Below are 17,231 nucleotides of genomic sequence, written 5' to 3'. Positions count from 1 at the left end.
GGAATGGAGACAGGTTCAGGACGTAAATAAATTTCCCAATAAATATGTGAGTGATTCATACGTACCAAACAGGCATAGTCTACCATAAACTCAAAAAAACGTGCTGCCCAGTTTCTACTGAGCGGCACGTTTCTGCTTTATATGACTGAACAGTAGGAGGGGGAGACGGTGCATGTCCAATGAGGTTATTTGTTCTGACCTTCGTTCTGGATTTCTTGCAGCTCTTCGATGCTTAGCGTGAGATCATTCTCAGGGTTCGCGCTTACAACAACTTCGGACTTCGATTGCTGCTCACCCGGTTGAGTCGATTTGGCTGCGGGTTTGATCACATACAGGCTTTGCACGGAATTCAGCAGGCTGGCCGGGGTGTCCTCATACGTTTCCAGGAAGAGCACATAATCTTTGGTGGGAATGAATTTGATATTGTCATCGTTAATAATCTCGGTATTGCCCAGATGTCCGCCGAGCTGTTTCACTTCAATAGTGTCCCCCGCAGCAGGAGTTCCCTTGAAGGATTCAGTAACCTTAATCGTATAAATCGTATAGATTTTATCAAAAGGAACAATATCCTCACCGCCCGGGTTCAATTGCTCATCCAGAGCACTTTCATTTACAGCAGGGGCTTGTACCATGTCATTCAATGCTTCAACCCGTGTTTGGATGACACTGCCTCTAACGATGGTGTTTGCTCTCTCGGATAGATCGCCGATGCTGGAGTAACTGGGGAAGTCCTCGGAAGCAATCATCGTAATGGGTTCATCCTTGTTGGCAGCCGTATTGCTCGTAACTGAGGAGCAACCTAGAACAGACAAAATGAAAATGGAAGAGGCCAGCATCGTTAATACTCGAATTTTCTTCATGGGTAGGAATCCTCCTTGGATTTAGGGGTTTGAGAATAGCGGATTAATACTTGGATCTGACGTTGTTGATATCGAAGGTTTGGGGTTTAGTCATTGTGTTTCGGTTGCGGGAGTACAGCATGATGGAAGGGCTGGTGGTGGTTGGGTTGTCTCCAAGCCAGACTGAATGTCCGAGCTCATGAACGAATACGCTTTGAATAAAGTTGGACAAGTTGGTTGCGTCGGCCGTAATGGTGGTTGCATTCAATTCAATGCGGAAGCTTACGACCTGACTGCCAGACACCGAGGCGTAGTTGACACCATATGCCGTGTTATTGAAGTTTCCGGCCGTAATGGTGTTGGGGGAATTGCTCGTTTTGGTAAACTGTACTTTGGCACCGGCATTGTTCCAGTTGCTGAGGGATGCATCCATGGGGGCTTGCCATGTGGAGGCGTAGTTGTAAGTACGAATCGGGATGGTGGAGCTCGGGTAGCCGTAAGTTAGAAAAGTTGCCGCATAAATGGTACTGCCGAACATCGCGATGGCTGAAAACAACATGATGCTCATGAGAAACTTCCTTTTCATGCTTAAAACCTCCAATAATTGTATTTTTTCTCTATTATAGTAACAAGGAATAGAGCTGTTGAAATGAGTCTTAAGTCTTTGTTTTCGTGTTGAAAACAAAGGATTTTGCTGGATTAGACCTTGTTTTCGTCAGAAAAAATCGATTGCTGTCCATATATGCATGCATAATTTCCCTGCAATAACAAACAATACAATACATTCAACTTCACACAGGGAAAGGAAGTGCACGAGCATGTGCAACCGTTTTTCATTGGCAGCCGATTTGGATGAGGTCAGAGATCATTTTAAGATTGAACGGGTGATGTATTATTACAAAAACCGTTACAATATCAGCCCAACTCAGCACACACCGATTATTTTGCATCAGGACGGAGAGCGCGTATTGGACGAGTTCCGGTGGGGATTTATTCCATTCTGGGGACGCGATGCAGTCAACGCCAATCTCATGACGGTGCATGAGAATCCATCCTACTACAAGCTGGTAGAGACGAAGCGTTGTGTTATTCCATGTAATGGTTTGTATTACTGGCGTCAGGAAGGCAAGAAAAGCTATGCGGTGCGTGTCGTTATGCCGGATCGCGGATTGTTTGGCATTGCGGGATTATACGAGGTATGGAAAGATACACGTAAACAGCCGCTGCGTACCTGCACGATGCTGATGGCAGGGGCGAACATGGTTACACGCGAATTCGGCAGCAAAATGCCGGCGATTCTGTCTGAAGAAGAGATCAATACCTGGCTGGATCCGGCGAACACACGAGTGACACAGCTGCTGCCTTTGTTGAAATCCTACAACAGTACAGAGATGAATCTATATCCGGTTACTCCAATGGTAGCCAATGATGAGCATGATTGTTATGAATGTGTGGAAGAGATGGACCAGAAGCTGGCATACGTACGCAGTTTCTAAGCTGAGCAAGCGGTTTAATGAGACGGAGAGTCACAGGACACTCCGTCTTTTTGGGTTGAGCAGCGAAAATAAAGTGTAATGAAGAAGTGTTGAAAAAAAATGAAAAGTTGCAATGTGAATGAAACGTAACTATAATAATTACAGTAATAGAAAGCATATATTCATATATCTATTAAAAGAGATGTTTAATCAGGAGGGAAACACGAATGAATCCAAAGTATAGCCCGATGTTTGAACAAGTTTCACTGCCAAGCGGCATTACGCTGAAAAACCGGATCGTGCTCGCTCCCATGACTCATATGTCCTCGAATCCCGATGGTACTGTTTCAGACGCTGAACTTGATTATTATGCACGTCGTACCGGCGGTGCTGGTATGTCTGTTACAGCAGTAACCCATGTAACTCCGAATGGAATTGGTTTTCCGGCTCAATTTGGTAGTTATGACGACAGTTTTATTCCCGGTCTGAAACGTCTGGCCGATACGATTAAGCAGCAAGGTTCCAAAGCCGTACTTCAAATTTTCCATGCAGGTCGTCTCACGCCAGAACAAGCGGTACCTGCGGGTCAAGTCGCTGCTCCAAGCGCTGTTGCCAGTGAGCGTCCGGGGTCTCCTGTACCAAGAGAGTTGTCTGATGACGAAATTACGTCCATCATCAAGGACTTTGGGGAAGCAACCCGTCGTGCCATTGAAGCTGGATTTGACGGTGTTGAGATTCATGGTGCGAACGGTTATCTGATCCAACAGTTCTTCTCTCCACATTCCAACCGACGTGAAGATCGCTGGGGTGGAAGCATTGAGAAACGTCTCACATTCCCACTCGCTGTGGTGGATGAAGTCCAGAAGGCTGTAGCTACACATACGAAACTGCCGTTTATCGTTGGATACCGTTTCTCCCCGGAAGAGCCAGAAACACCGGGACTGACCATGGAAGAGACGTATGCATTGGTTGATGCGCTGAAAGATAAAAATCTGGATTACCTACATGTATCCGTCAACGAGTTCTGGTCCAAGCCAAGACGAGGTGAAGCAGATACCCGCTCCAGAATTGAATTTATCCTTGACCGTGTGGGCGGTAGACTACCTGTCATTGGCGTAGGTTCCATCCACACCGCAGACGAGGCAGCCGAAGCTCTTCAGAGTGGCGTGCCATTGCTTGCCATTGGTCGTGAGCTAATTATCGAGCCGGATTGGGTCGAGAAAATCGAAAGCGGACGTGAAGAAGATATCGAGACGATTCTCACCAAATCGGATCAGGAGCGTCTGGTTATCCCTGACGGACTGTGGAATGCCATCATTCACACACCGGGCTGGTTCCCTATGGCTGACGATAAATAAGATACATGATTTTACTGGAAATGGAGGGAGCGGGAGCTCCCTCTTTTTTGCGCCCACTGCACCTTGATGAAATTCTCCTTCCGGGAGCACTGTGGTATGATGAGATGAACAGGATTCATCTTGGATAATCAACGGTTTGGAGTGAATGAAGATGCTCGTGGCTGAACGTTATGAGAAAATTGTGGAATGGGTAGATGCGCAGGGAAGCATGCGCGTAACCGAGCTTAGTGAGCGCTGCGGTGTGACGGAAGAGACGATTCGACGTGATCTGGACAAGCTGGAGCAGGCGGGAAGGCTCAGACGTTCCCATGGCGGGGCTGTCAGCGTAAAATATAAAGACGAGGGGCAGTCGGAAATCCCTTATCCGGAGCGGGCTGTAACTCATGCAGAAGAGAAACGCAGAATTGCGGACGAAGCGGTGAGAATGGTAAACCATGGTGATCGGATAGCGCTGGATGCGAGCACAACCGCGTGGTATATGGCGGCAGGACTACCGAACATACCGCTCACTGTTTTGACCAATTCCATTAAGGTCGCGGCTGAGCTGAGCAGCAAGGAACACATCCGTGTGATCGCCACAGGTGGGCAGCTTGCCTCGAAGTCCTTGTCTTTTGTAGGGCCGCTCGCTGAACGTTCGCTGGATGCCTATCATGTGGATAAAGTTTTCTTATCCTGCAAAGGTGTACATCTGACCAAGGGCATCAGCGAGTCGAATGAATTGCAGGCACTGGTGAAGCAGAAGATGATCAGCATTGCGGATGAAGTTATTTTGCTGGCGGATTCGAGCAAATTTGGCGTGCAGGCTTTTACAAGAGTGGCGGAACTTAACAGTGTGGCAAAAGTAATAACTGATCTGGGCTTAGATGAAGAACAGGTTAGCGCACTGAATGAACAATCCATAACATGTGTCCGTGTCTAATTAGAGAGGAATGAATATAATGAAACATCCTTTTCACCTGAAAGCCGTTTGGAATGGTGGACGTAACAGTGAAGGGCATATTGATGCAGGCGGGTTAAAAACAGTTATCTCGATTCCACAGGAGATGGGTGGGCCGGGTACTGGCACCAATCCCGATGAAATGCTGCTAGGTGCAGCGTCCACCTGTTATTTGATTACACTGGCAGCGATGCTTGAGCGATCGGATATTACACCGGATGAGCTGACACTGGAGTCCGAAGCGACGGTGGATGTTACCAATAACGTTTTTACGTATGAACGGATTATACACAGACCTCGTATTGTGCTCAAAGCGGATGTATCTGATGCTGATGTGATAAAGGCAGATCGCCTGGCACATAAAGCAGAAGAGTCCTGCATGATCTCCAGAGCTGTAGCTGGCAATGTTGCTATCGAGACACAGCCAGTGATTATAACAGCAGGCGTTAACGCGGTGTGATATACTGAAGAATAGGCGGCTTGAGCCGTCATTTGTGTAAGATAAGGGGAAGTTCGGTATGAACCTACAGAAAAGCAAAAACTCACGTTTTGCGCGTTTAACACGTGCTTTGAAGCTTAATTTTCTCAAATTGTTACGTGCTCCCGGCGGGGCACATAAAGTATCTACCGGGTTTGCTTTGGGTTTTGGTCTTGAATTGATCGTCATTTCGACAGCTTCACTGGTTTATCTCGTGTTCTATCCGATTGTACGTTTGTCCGGTGGTTCGCTGCCAGCAGCTATTGTGGGCAACGTGGTCGGCAAGCTAACATTCCTGCCCATCATATTGATGCCGCTTGCCAAGCAAATTGGTTCCTGGATCTTGCCGGCACACAGCATGGGGCAGGGACTTGTTCATGAGAGTGCCTTTATGGAGCTGTTTCGTGGCAACTGGTCCGCGCTAAGTGAACTTTTGCTGGGTGGTCTGGATATTCTGGCAGGCATGTCCGTCTTTGGAGTCATCCTCGGCGTGATTTCTTACTTTGTCGTCAAGTTCTTCTATGTCAGAGCACTCAACCGCCGCTTTGAACGCCGATTGGAGAAACGCAAGCAGGAAGCGATGTCTCCAACTTCAGCTTCCGTGCTGATCAGGAAGACATCACAATCATAATCGGCAGAATGACCATGGAGGCAGCGGTTGTCCATAGAATACAACGGGACACAAACTGCGGAGACGCATTGAATTGCTCGGCCAAAATGACTGCGTTCACTGCGGTTGGCATGGACGCCAAGATCAGCAGCACACTGAATAACGTTCCTTCTATTTGAAGCGCGGTTAGGATCAGATACGAAAGTACTGGTGCTGCGGCAAGCCTTACTACAAGTCCAGTCCAGAACGCTTTGCGAACGTTAGGTTTCCAAGGTTCGATCGAACCACGTGATCTGAGCATCTGTGCACCGAGAATGGCCAGTACGACAGGAGAGTAACCGGCTGCGAGCATGGAGATGCCTCCATCCAGTGCCACTGGTAAGCTCAGATTGGATGCACGCAGGATGATGGCTATCGCAGCAGCATAGATGGAAGGCATACGGAAGACGGACAGAATCGCATTTTGGACCGTGAATTCGGATCTGGCAGCAAAAAAGATACCTACCGTGTTTACAATGATCATCTGTCCGATGACATATACCGAAGCCTTATCCAATCCAAGCTGTCCAAAGGCAAGCAACACAAGCGGGAGCCCATAATTCACGCAGTTCGTAAACGTGGAGACAAGGGTAAGTCCCGCTTTTTCGCTTGCCCCAAGATGGAATACTCGGCTCAGCAGTTCAGCCAGTGCCCACAGGGCAATCAAATTAATGATGGAGAACCAGAATGTGCCCGTTACGTCTGTCCATGTAATATCAGCATGCAGCAGTGTATCAAAGATAAGCGCAGGGCTCAAAATATAGAGGGAAAAGGTCGATAGCGGCCGAGTATCCCAATTTTTGAACCGTTTTAACAATATGCCTCCGATCACGGGAAGCGATATGGGTAGAAATACATGATATAACGTGAGCAGAAATGAATTAAACAACCGAATTCAGTCCTTTCTGGATGAAAAACCTATTTTATCATAGCAGAAGTTGACCTTTGTCGGAATGGATATTGGTGTTGTCTTACGTATGAGCATATGTTTGAGGCCACTTCTTTGATGGATGCGCAGGGGCGGTGGATTGCTATTTTGATATGGCAGATTTATTATAGAAGAGGTGCAACCAGATTACATACACATAGAGGAGGAAACTGTAATGAGTGAATCAAAACGCTTGCTCGTATTGGTCGGCTCTTATGCCGAAGCGGAAAATGAGGGCATTTACGCATATGAATTGAATGAGGATACAGGTAACCTCTCCAAGCTTGATGGCATCTCCGGCGTGAAAAATCCAACGTTTGTAAACGTGGATGCTGAAGGTAACAAACTGTATGCAATCGGTGAGACGGCGTCTGCCGAAGGCAATAAAATGTCTGAAGCTGTAGCTCTGAGCATTAATCCTTCTACAGGAAAATTATCATTGCTGAATCGTCATGACTCCATTTCGGCTCCACCATGTCATATCCAACGTGATCCTTCCGGACGTTACTTGATCCTTTCCAGCTACCATGGTGGTTTGGTAGGTCTGCAAGCCTTGACGGATAACGGTGAAGTTGGAGTGCTTCTGGATGAGAAGAAACATGAAGGCAAAGGTGCGCATCCTGAGCGTCAGGACAAGCCACACGTGCATTCTGCATTCTTTAGCCCAGATGGCAAATACATGATGGTACAGGATCTGGGTGCGGACAAAATCGCAATCTACTCCATTGATACAGACAAGAACGAACTTGTACTGCACAGTGAAACCAAAACACATCCGGGTGCAGGACCGCGTCACCTGGCATTCCATCCGAACGGTCAATTCGCCTATGTTATTAACGAAGTGGATTCCTCCATTACTTCTTTCCGTTATGATGCAGTAGCAGGCACATTGACAGAGGTTTCCACCGTGTCCACATTGCCTGACGGTTATGACGGCAGTGAAAACACAACAGCTGAAATCGCCGTATCTAACGATGGACGTTTCGTATACGGTTCGAACCGTGGACACGACAGCATCGTCGTATTTGCAGTAGACGCTGAAACAGGACATTTGAAACTGGTTGAGCATGTGTCTGCTGAGGGTGAACACCCACGTCACTTTGCATTGACTCCGAATGGCAAGCTGCTGATTGCAGCTAACCGCGATACCAACAATATCGTTTCCTTTACAGTGGATCAGGAGAGCGGACGTCTGAAATACACAGGTCACAGCACAGGTGTATCCAAGCCGGTATGTGTGAAGCCTGTATATCTGTAAACCATGGATTTGAATGGATGAACTTAGAGATTTGAATAAGCTTTCGGGATCGATATGGATGATCTTGTTGACCTGAAATTTTGGGAAGACCCTGCCCTTGTGGCGGGGTCTTTTTTGATGAGAAGAGCATAGGCATTTGCAGATGACTTCATATGTGAATTGTGAAAGATAACTTATTTTCAAAATTAAAATTCATATAACAACGTTATTTTACCAATAGTATCGTGCAAGTAACTACCTGACTTCAAAGTGCGTACTTCCTGAACGGATAGTCAGGTTCTACAATGAATGAGTAGCCATAACAAACATGGTTTGCATCGGAACAGACGGATACTCGAACAACAAAGGAGAAATGAATCGTGAAATTGCAATTGGCATTGGACTTAGTAAACATCCCTGAAGGTATTGCACTTGTTAAAGAAGTTGAACCATATATCGATATCGTTGAGATTGGTACGCCAATCGTAATTAATGAAGGACTGCATGCGGTTAAGGCGATGAAAGAAGCCTTTCCTAATCTGCAGGTACTCGCAGATCTGAAAATTATGGACGCGGGTGGATACGAAATCATGAAAGCTGCTGAAGCTGGTGCGGATCTGGTAACCGTCCTTGGCGCTAGTAACGACATGACCATCAAAGGCGCGGTAGAAGAAGCGAAAAAACAAAACAAACTCGTGCTGGTTGACATGATCAACGTGGCTGATCTTGAAAAACGTGCGCGTGAAGTGGATGCTCTTGGCGTAGATTACATCTGTGTACACACAGGCTATGATCTGCAAGCGGTTGGACAAAGCCCGTTCGAAGATCTGAAAACGATCAAACAAGCGGTGAAAAACGCAAAAACAGCTGTAGCTGGTGGCATCAAGCTGGAAACATTGCCAGAAGTAATCAAAGCACAACCGGATCTGGTTATTGTGGGTGGCGGAATCACTGGACAAGCAGACAAAGCCAAAGTTGCAGCTGAGATGCAGCGTCTGGTTCAACAAGGGTAAGACAGATGAGCAGCCGACAATACGCAGCTGACATCTTGAAGGAGCTGGAACGTACGCTAAGCCAGATCGACGATTCGGAGATGCAGGCCATGGCGGAACATATTCTGGCTGCTGAACAGGTTTTTGTGGCAGGAGCAGGCAGATCCGGTCTGATGGGCAAGACATTTGCCATGAGACTGATGCAGATGGGTCTTCGGGTATATGTAGTTGGGGAGACCGTTACACCGGGTATCAGTCCAAAGGACTTCCTCTTGTTATGCTCAGGCTCAGGGGAGACAGGAAGTCTGGCAGCGATGGCTCAGAAGGCCAGTAAAGCAGGTGCTCCTGTGGGTCTGATTACGATTAAGCCGGAGTCCACAATTGGACAACTGTCAGATACCGTAGTTCGTCTTTCGGCATCGGCCAAAGAGGATACAGCGACCGCCGGAGCTGCAGTGACCATTCAGCCTATGGGCTCCCTGTTTGAACAGGGGCTACTGCTGAGCATGGATGCACTGGTGCTCACCATGATGGAAATGAAGGGGATGACCGGAGCGGACATGTTTGGTCGCCACGCGAACCTGGAATAATGAATAGATGGAAGACCGGAATTCCCTTGAACAAGCGGGAGTTCCGGTCTTTTCTGTTATCGTTGTCCGTGGTCTGGTTCGGGTCTGCTTAACATCAGGGTCATGCTGTAGTAGAATGTATACAAGCTGTATTAAATCAATGAACCCGTTATATATACAAAGGAGGCAGCATGTTCTCCTGTTACGGAGTGTTCTTGTGATATGCGTATTGCATTTTAGCGATATAAGATTGATTGGAAGAAAAGGAGGCTCGGAGCCATGGCAGTGGAAGTCAAGGAACGGATCAACTTGAAAGAAATCAACTGTGAGAAAGAATTGACCCTTGCTGTTATTGGCGGCAAATGGAAACTGATTATTTTATGGCATCTGGGTCTTGAAGGTACCAAACGTTTCAGTGAATTGAAGCGATTGATTCCTCATATTACCCAAAAGATGCTGACCAACCAGCTGCGTGAGTTGGAGGAAGACAAGCTAATTGAGCGCAAGGTTTATGCAGAAGTGCCACCCCGTGTGGAATATACGCTGACGGATCATGGTCAAAGTCTGATGCCTGTCCTGCATGCAATGTACAACTGGGGTAAAAACTATGGCGAAAATGTAATCTGGAAAGCTGAATAAGTTATAGTCAGAACGAACCGCCGGGTAAATGGATATTTCCATCACCCGGGGGTTTTTTAAATTTTGGTCAGTGGATCAACAGTTTACTTCAAACGCAGCGGGCAGAAATAGCTTGAAAAAGCGGAGCTAAAAGCTTTCTGAAAGAAAGCTGCATCGGAAGCATACGCTTCGCCTTTATCACCAGATTTTCACCTTTGTAAAATTGAATCAAAAAATCTGGGGATAACAGCGATCGGAAGGTTGTTCTGTCATCGGAAGTGGTAAGTGTGAATATTCTTTAGTCCAATCTGTAATCCCTTAAACCAAAAGGCTCATTTTAGGAAATGTAAGGTATAAATTCTCCGAATATGATACGATGAGAGATATTGGAAATGCGAGGAGGATGACATATAACGATGGAAAAAATACGTACACGCGATGAAGTAAGCCAAGAGACCACCTGGGATCTGCGAGACTTGTTTGGTACCGATGCAGAATGGGAGCAGGAGCTTAGATCACTACCTGAAGCTGCTGCCCATATCGAAACATTCAAAGGACATCTGGGAGAGGGCGCTGAGAAGTTACTGGCCTGTCTCGATGCCCGCGAAGCTTTGCAGGAACGCATTAGCAAGACGGCTTCATATGCCCGGCTGAAACAGTCGGAGGACAGTATTAATCCCGCAAACATTGAGAATTCAGCCAAGGCGGGAGATATCTTATCGAATTTGTCGTCATCCTTGTCTTTTGTGAATTCCGAGATCGTGGATCTTCCCGATGGAACGATTAAACGTTATATTGAAGAACTTCCGGGTTTGCAGCCGTATGCTCGCAGCTTGGATCGTCTGATTCAGGAAAAAGCCCATCGTCTTTCGCCCGAAACGGAGAAGGTACTCGCTTCCCTTGGGGAAGTACTGGATTCGCCATACCGGATCTATCTGCGCGGTAAACTGGCAGACATGACGTTTGACGATGCACTTGATGGCGATGACAATAACCGTCCGCTGTCCTGGTCATTTTATGAGAACAATTATGAAATGTCATCGGATACGAAGCTGCGCCGCTCTGCCTATGCCGCGTTCAGCTCCAAGCTGAATGATTACAAAAATACGTTTGCTGAAGGTTACGCCACCGAAGTGAAGAAGCAGGTCGTCTTGTCCAGGCTGCGTGGATACGATGATGTTACGGATATGCTGCTCAGTCCGCAGCAGGTAAGCAAAGAGATGTACAACAATGTACTGGATATCATCCAGCAGGAACTCGCCCCTCACATGCGCAGACTGGCCGCGCTCAAGAAACGTGAGTTGGGACTGGACAAACTGATGTTCTGCGATCTGAAAGCACCACTGGACCCTGAGTTCAGTCCTGCTATTACATATGAGGAAGCCTGCACACTCATTCGTGAAGCTCTTGCCGTGCTGGGACCGGAATATGGCGGAATTGTGGAACGTGCATTTAGTGAGCGCTGGGTAGATTATGCTGATAATGCTGGCAAATCGACAGGAGCTTTTTGCTCGTCCATCTATGGTTCTCATTCCTATATCCTGATCTCATGGGCAAACAATATGCGAGGTGCGTTCACACTTGCCCATGAAGTGGGACATGCCGGACATTTCATGCTGGCCGGGCATTATCAACGGCTTACGAATACACGACCGTCCCTCTATTTCATAGAGGCGCCTTCCACGATGAATGAAATGCTTCTGGCAGATCATTTATTGAAACGTTCGGATAATCCGAGAATGCGCCGTTGGGTCATTTTGCAATTGCTCAATACGTATTACCACAACTTTGTTACGCATCTGCTTGAAGGTGAATTGCAGCGTCAGGTGTATGCCCTCGCAACCAAGGATGAACCGATTACGGCGAAGACGTTAAGTCAGCTAAAAGGAAATATCCTCTCCGAGTTCTGGGGACCTGATCTGGTCATTGACGAAGGGGCCAAGCTGACCTGGATGAGACAACCTCATTATTATATGGGATTATATCCATATACCTATGCAGCAGGTCTGACGGCATCTACCGCCGCTGCACAGCTAATTCGAGAAGAGGGACAGCCTGCGGTGGATCGCTGGCTTGACGCATTGAAAGCGGGAGGAAGTCTTGATCCGCAAGAGCTGATGAAGCTAGCGGGTGTGGACATGTCCGGACCTGAGCCGATTCGTGCTGCTGTCGCCTATGTTGGCAGTCTGGTTGATGAACTTGAACGTCTGTATTCGTAATCAGGTTCATATAGTATACGGACAAGGCTTGTAGGGTTGTCTGCGTGCACCGTCTCCTTGTCAGGGGGCGGTGCATCTTAATTTGCAGGGAGAAGGGAACGATGATGAATGACGTCATTGAGCATATCTTCATCGCTGGGATGGTTAAGCATGGACGGCTTCGGTATTTTTGATGACATGAATGATGTTCCGGGATTTGAGGGCAATCAGGGTGGTTTTTTTGCTGGATTCAATGAGTTTGGTGCAATGAGTGCGTTTGGGTCAATCTTTATTGGCGGCATTTTTCTTATCATTGCGGGTGTCATTGTTTATGCCATTATTTCAGGGGTACGCACATGGTCATCGAACAATGCATCAGCGCTGTTAACCTTGCATTCAACGATTGTGGCAAAGCGAACAGAAGTCACAGGTGGGAGCGGGGATAGCAGTGCATCAACCTGGTATTACGCCACGTTTGAATTGGATAATGGAGACCGTGTGGAGTTAAATGTTGGCGGCAGAAATTACGGGATGTTTGTGGAAAATGACCGAGGCATGCTGACGTATCAAGGGACAAGGTTCAAGCATTTTGAAAGAGATATGCAACCTCAGTCTGGTGCGAGCAAGAACAGCTTTTATACGTAAAATAACAGGAAAGCGGCTCCTCCCGAGTGGAGAGAGTCGTTTTTGGTATGGGTAAAAGAAACGAATCACAGGGTATTCAAACGCTTACATTGATGATATACTCGTAAAATAAAGCAAAACAGTATAAAACAAAAATAAACAAACAAATAAGTAAAGAATAAAGTACAGTGCAGCCATGAATACAATTGAGAAATGTTTGAGCGAGAAACAAAGTATGGGATGAAAGGCTGGTGAAGAACAGTGAGTGTGCTGGCGTATGATTTGGGTGCTGGAAGCGGGAGAGCACTGCTGGGTCATCTGAATGATCGGGGAATGGAGACGATGGAGATCCATCGGTTCAAGAATGAGCCGGTAAAAGCGGGGGAGCGGCTGCATTGGGATATATTGAGGCTGCACCATGAATTGCTTGAAGGGCTGAACCTGGTTAAACAAAAGGGGGAGCAGCCTGAAAGTCTGGGGATTGATTCCTGGGCGGTTGATTTTGGACTGCTTGGAAGTCATGGTGAATTGTTGGGCAATCCATATCATTACCGTGATGCACAATTTAACGGCATGATGGATCAGGTGCGCCAGGAATTGACCTCTCAGCGAATTTTCGAACGTACGGGCATACAGTTTCTTAGTTTTAACACACTGTATCAGTTAGCAACGCTTAAGCGGAGTGGCTCCCCACTGCTTAACGAAGCGGAGCGTTTCCTCATGATCCCCGATCTGCTTCGTTACTTTCTCACCGGAGAAGCGGTGAATGAGTTTACCAACGCCACCACAACGCAGCTATATAATCCAACCATAGGGCATTGGGACGGTGAACTGCTTGCACATATTGGCATTTCGGAGACGCTGTTTGGCGAAGCCGTCATGCCAGGTACACGTGTGGGACAGTTACGTAGCAGCATTTGCAATGATCTTGGCCTGTCTGCCATCCCGGTTATCGCGGTGGCCGAGCATGATACAGCTTCAGCGGTCGTGGCTGTTCCCGCAACAGAACGTTCATTTGCTTATCTGAGCTGTGGAACCTGGTCGCTTATGGGCACGGAGATTGATCACCCTGCCATCAGTTCCGAGAGTCTGGCGCTTAACTTTACGAATGAGGGCGGGGCAGGAGGTACGTTCCGTTTGCTCAAGAACATCATGGGCCTGTGGATTTTGCAGGAATGCATGCGTGAATGGGAACGGAAGGGACAGGGAACCAATTATGCGGAGTTACTGAGCAGGGCTGAACTTGCTCCTCCATTTGCAAGCTTGTTTGATCCTGATGATGAGCGGTTTATGCCAGCTGGGGATATGACCACTCGTATACAACAGTATTGCCGTGATACAGGGCAGGCTGAGCCGCAAGATCAGGGGGCCATTGCCCGTTCCATTCTGGAGAGCCTTGCACTGAAGTATCGAAGAGTGCTGGAGTGGACGGAACAACTGTCCAGACAATCTTTTAATGGATTGCATATGGTCGGTGGTGGCATCCAGAATCGTCTGTTGTGTCAGTGGACGGCCAACTCCATCGGCAAACCGGTATGGGCGGGTCCGGCAGAAGGCAGTGCGATCGGGAACATGGCTGTACAGTGGATGGCAAGTGGAGCCTTCAAGGATATATGGGAAGCCCGCAAGGTCATTCGCGATTCATTCCCAGTTACTGATTATGAGCCAAAGGACAGAACGATCTGGGAAGAAACATACGGCAGATTTCTAAGGTTGACCGCATCATCGGAATCACAAGCCGGGAGCGAGGTGTAACATGCTGGCAGCAGAACGCTATGACCGGATTGTGGAGATGGTTAATGTAAAGGGCAGCATGCGTGTATCCGAGCTCAGTGAGCACTGCCGGGTAACAGAAGAGACCATTCGGCGTGATCTGGACCGGCTGGAACAGGCAGGGAGACTGCGTCGTTCCCATGGTGGCGCTGTCAGTGTGAGGGAAGAGCAGCCGGAGATCCCATACCGGGTAAGGGAAACAACACATGCAGAGGAAAAGAAAAGAATCGCCCAGTCGGCTCTATCCATGATTCGTCCGGGTGATCGAATTCTACTGGATGCCAGCACGACAGCAGGGTACATGGCGGCCAATATGCCGGATATGCCATTGACTGTATTGACCAACTCCATACAGGTAGCCACTGAACTGAGCAGCAGGGACAAGATTGAAGTCATCTCGACTGGAGGCCAGCTGGCCCAGCGGTCTCTGTCTTTTGTTGGACCGCTCGCCGAACGTTCCCTGGAAACATATCATGTCGATAAATTGTTCCTGTCTTGTAAAGGTGTGCATCTGGAAGGCGGCGGAATCAGTGAATCCAATGAGCTTCAGGCCCGGTTGAAGCAGAAAATGGTCAGCATATCCGACCAGGTTATTTTGCTTGCAGATACGAGCAAGTTTGGGGTTCGTGCATTTGCACGGGTAACCGGGTTAAATGCGGTTCATGCGGTGATCACGGATCAGTCGCTTGATAATGATTTGATAGAACGTCTGAACAGCTATGATATCCAAATCACAAGGGTATAAAAACAAACCGGTATTCGTTATTTATATGCGTTATAACAACAATTCCTCAGTTATAGGAGCGTGTAATCATGAAGGTCTCCTTATTCATTACCTGCCTCAGCGATGCCATATATCCCCGTGTGGGAGAGGCGATGGTAAGATTGCTCGCCGCTTATGGCGTTCGGTTGGAATTCCCGCCCGTGCAGACCTGCTGCGGTCAGCCTTCCTACAACAGCGGGTATTGGGATGAAACACGAGTAGCCGCCAAAACGATTCTGGAAGCCTTTGATGACAGTGATTTTGTCGTTTGTCCCTCGGGCTCCTGTACGTACATGATTCATCATTATCCCGAGCTGTTTGCCGATGAACCTGTATGGTTGGAGAAGGCCAAACGTTTGGAAGCCAAAGCTTACGAGTTCACTCAGTTTCTCGTTCAGGTGCTCGGCATCACGGATTTGGGTGCCCATTTTCCGCATAAGGTTACATACCACCCCTCCTGCCACGGCAGCCGTTTGTTGGGCGTAAAGGATGAACCTATGGCATTACTGTCGGCTGTGAAAGGTTTACAATTTGTTCCCCTTCCTTTCGGAGAGGATTGCTGCGGCTTTGGCGGTACCTTTGCCATTAAAATGGCGGATATTTCCGGTGCCATGGTCACGGAGAAAGTGGATCATATCAAAGAGACGGAAGCTGAAGTATTGGTAGGACTGGATATGGCTTGTCTAATGAATATTGCGGGCAATCTGCGGTATCGGAATGAACCGGTGCGTGTGATGCATTTGGCCGAACTGCTGTATGAGGGGGTGCAAACAGGATGAGTCAACCCGGTGTAATGGATGTTACCGTCAAAGAACGTGCAGAATTGGCATTGAATGATGATTTCCTGCGCAAAGCCGTCAAGTTTACGACAGAGCGATTGCGTAATGGCAAGAAGTCTGCATCCGAAGAACATGGAAACTGGGAAGAATGGCGTGAACGTGGACGTCAGATTCGTCTGCATACGATCGCACATCTGGATTATTACCTGAATGAATTCGTCAATAATGCACGTGCCAATGGGGTTCATATTCATTTTGCCGATACTTCGGTAGAGGCAGCGGCGATTGCACTGGATATTGCGGCCCACAAGCAGGCTTCCACCGTGGTGAAATCCAAATCGATGGTATCTGAGGAAGTGCATCTCAACCATGTATTGGAGTCCGCAGGCATTGAAGCGATAGAGACCGATCTGGGTGAATACATCATTCAATTGGCAGGTGAAGCCCCATCTCATATCGTCATTCCGGCTATTCACAAGAACCGTTACCAGATTGCGGAGCTGTTGTCCAAGGAAGCGGGTGAAATCCTGGAACCAGACACCACCGTACTTGCGGGATTTGTACGTAAAAAGCTGCGCGAGAAGTTTCTCGAAGCAGATATCGGTATGACAGGCTGCAATTTTGCGATTGCGGAGACGGGTTCCATGGTCCTATTTGAAAATGAAGGCAATGCCCGCATGGTGTCCACCGTGCCAAAAACACAAATTACCTTAATGGGCATGGAGCGTATCATTCCATCCTGGACGGATCTCGAGGTGATGGCAACCCTGCTGCCACGTTCTGCGACAGGTCAAAAATTGACGATGTATATGTCAGGCATAACCGGCCCTCGTCGAACAGAAGACGGGGACGGGCCAGACGAAATGCACATTATTATCGTGGATAATGGACGTTCGCTTCAGTTGGGTGATCCCGAATTCCAGGAGCTGTTGAACTGTATTCGCTGCGGTGCCTGTCTGAACGCTTGTCCAGTGTATCGTCATATCGGCGGGCATGCCTACGGTGGAACGTACA

General features: G+C 47.9%; 18 protein-coding genes. 15 read left to right on the top strand and 3 right to left on the bottom strand.

Going from position 1 to position 17,231, the window contains the following annotated elements; genetic code table 11:
• Window positions 1-185: 185 nt before the first annotated feature.
• Complete coding sequence (locus AMS66_RS06185; protein ID WP_053779954.1) at window positions 186-860, bottom strand: hypothetical protein; 675 nt, start codon at window positions 858-860, stop codon at window positions 186-188.
• 43 nt (window positions 861-903) lie between these two features.
• Window positions 904-1,425 carry a zinc metalloprotease gene (locus AMS66_RS06180; protein ID WP_053779953.1) on the bottom strand — a complete coding sequence of 174 codons (522 nt, stop codon included), beginning with the start codon at window positions 1,423-1,425 and terminating at the stop codon, window positions 904-906.
• A 232-nt stretch (window positions 1,426-1,657) separates the two neighbouring features.
• Here AMS66_RS06180 and AMS66_RS06175 point away from each other — a divergent pair, with 232 nt between their 5' ends.
• The 5 genes from AMS66_RS06175 to AMS66_RS06155 all read left to right on the top strand — a co-directional run bounded on the left by AMS66_RS06175 (window position 1,658) and on the right by AMS66_RS06155 (window position 5,718).
• Window positions 1,658-2,335, top strand: a complete 678-nt coding sequence (locus AMS66_RS06175) for an SOS response-associated peptidase (protein WP_053779952.1) — start codon at window positions 1,658-1,660, stop codon at window positions 2,333-2,335.
• Window positions 2,336-2,541: 206 nt separating this feature from the next.
• Complete coding sequence (locus AMS66_RS06170; RefSeq protein ID WP_053779951.1) at window positions 2,542-3,672, top strand: NADH-dependent flavin oxidoreductase; 1,131 nt, start codon at window positions 2,542-2,544, stop codon at window positions 3,670-3,672.
• A gap of 151 nt (window positions 3,673-3,823) precedes the next feature.
• A complete protein-coding gene (locus AMS66_RS06165) occupies window positions 3,824-4,591 on the top strand; it encodes a DeoR/GlpR family DNA-binding transcription regulator (RefSeq protein ID WP_053779950.1) in 768 nt (255 codons plus the stop codon).
• A 19-nt stretch (window positions 4,592-4,610) separates the two neighbouring features.
• Window positions 4,611-5,069 carry an OsmC family protein gene (locus AMS66_RS06160; RefSeq protein ID WP_053779949.1) on the top strand — a complete coding sequence of 153 codons (459 nt, stop codon included), beginning with the start codon at window positions 4,611-4,613 and terminating at the stop codon, window positions 5,067-5,069.
• Between the two features lie 58 nt (window positions 5,070-5,127).
• A complete protein-coding gene (locus AMS66_RS06155; RefSeq protein ID WP_053779948.1) occupies window positions 5,128-5,718 on the top strand; it encodes a DUF2062 domain-containing protein in 591 nt (196 codons plus the stop codon).
• Here AMS66_RS06155 and AMS66_RS06150 read toward each other — a convergent pair.
• Window positions 5,696-6,625 (bottom strand): AEC family transporter, encoded by a 930-nt coding sequence (locus tag AMS66_RS06150; RefSeq protein ID WP_053779947.1) that lies wholly within the window; start codon window positions 6,623-6,625, stop codon window positions 5,696-5,698. The two genes, AMS66_RS06155 and AMS66_RS06150, sit on opposite strands and share 23 nt — an antisense overlap.
• Window positions 6,626-6,839: 214 nt before the next feature.
• Between AMS66_RS06150 and AMS66_RS06145 the strand changes: the two genes are divergently transcribed.
• The 10 genes from AMS66_RS06145 to AMS66_RS06100 form a co-directional block, all read left to right on the top strand.
• Entirely contained in the window at window positions 6,840-7,922 is a 1,083-nt protein-coding gene (locus AMS66_RS06145; RefSeq protein ID WP_053779946.1) for a lactonase family protein, read from the top strand.
• A gap of 359 nt (window positions 7,923-8,281) precedes the next feature.
• Window positions 8,282-8,914: a 3-hexulose-6-phosphate synthase gene (gene hxlA / locus AMS66_RS06140; RefSeq protein ID WP_053779945.1), complete on the top strand. Its 633-nt coding sequence runs from the start codon at window positions 8,282-8,284 to the stop codon at window positions 8,912-8,914.
• Between the two features lie 5 nt (window positions 8,915-8,919).
• Entirely contained in the window at window positions 8,920-9,483 is a 564-nt protein-coding gene (hxlB, locus tag AMS66_RS06135) for a 6-phospho-3-hexuloisomerase (protein WP_053779944.1), read from the top strand.
• A gap of 258 nt (window positions 9,484-9,741) precedes the next feature.
• Window positions 9,742-10,101 carry a winged helix-turn-helix transcriptional regulator gene (locus tag AMS66_RS06130; RefSeq protein WP_053779943.1) on the top strand — a complete coding sequence of 120 codons (360 nt, stop codon included), beginning with the start codon at window positions 9,742-9,744 and terminating at the stop codon, window positions 10,099-10,101.
• 395 nt (window positions 10,102-10,496) lie between these two features.
• Window positions 10,497-12,299 carry an oligoendopeptidase F gene (gene pepF / locus AMS66_RS06125; protein ID WP_053779942.1) on the top strand — a complete coding sequence of 601 codons (1,803 nt, stop codon included), beginning with the start codon at window positions 10,497-10,499 and terminating at the stop codon, window positions 12,297-12,299.
• Window positions 12,300-12,407: 108 nt separating this feature from the next.
• Window positions 12,408-12,923 (top strand): DUF2500 domain-containing protein, encoded by a 516-nt coding sequence (locus tag AMS66_RS06120; protein WP_236703234.1) that lies wholly within the window; start codon window positions 12,408-12,410, stop codon window positions 12,921-12,923.
• A gap of 240 nt (window positions 12,924-13,163) precedes the next feature.
• The gene (locus AMS66_RS06115; protein WP_053779941.1) at window positions 13,164-14,657 is read left to right on the top strand and encodes a rhamnulokinase; all 1,494 of its coding nucleotides are present in this window, start codon (window positions 13,164-13,166) and stop codon (window positions 14,655-14,657) included.
• Between the two features lies 1 nt (window position 14,658).
• The gene (locus AMS66_RS06110) at window positions 14,659-15,420 is read left to right on the top strand and encodes a DeoR/GlpR family DNA-binding transcription regulator (protein WP_053779940.1); all 762 of its coding nucleotides are present in this window, start codon (window positions 14,659-14,661) and stop codon (window positions 15,418-15,420) included.
• Window positions 15,421-15,488: 68 nt separating this feature from the next.
• A complete protein-coding gene (locus AMS66_RS06105) occupies window positions 15,489-16,217 on the top strand; it encodes a (Fe-S)-binding protein (RefSeq protein ID WP_053779939.1) in 729 nt (242 codons plus the stop codon).
• Window positions 16,214-17,231, top strand: a 1,018-nt coding sequence (locus AMS66_RS06100; RefSeq protein ID WP_236703233.1) for a lactate utilization protein B, incomplete at its 3' end; no start/stop codon positions are given. The genes AMS66_RS06105 and AMS66_RS06100, both read left to right, overlap by 4 nt.

The sequence above is a fragment of the Paenibacillus xylanivorans genome, from assembly GCF_001280595.1.
Classification (GTDB): Bacteria; Bacillota; Bacilli; order Paenibacillales; family Paenibacillaceae; genus Paenibacillus; species Paenibacillus xylanivorans.
Note: the sequence above shows the minus strand (reverse complement) of the source record. Positions and strands in the feature narration are given on the sequence as shown.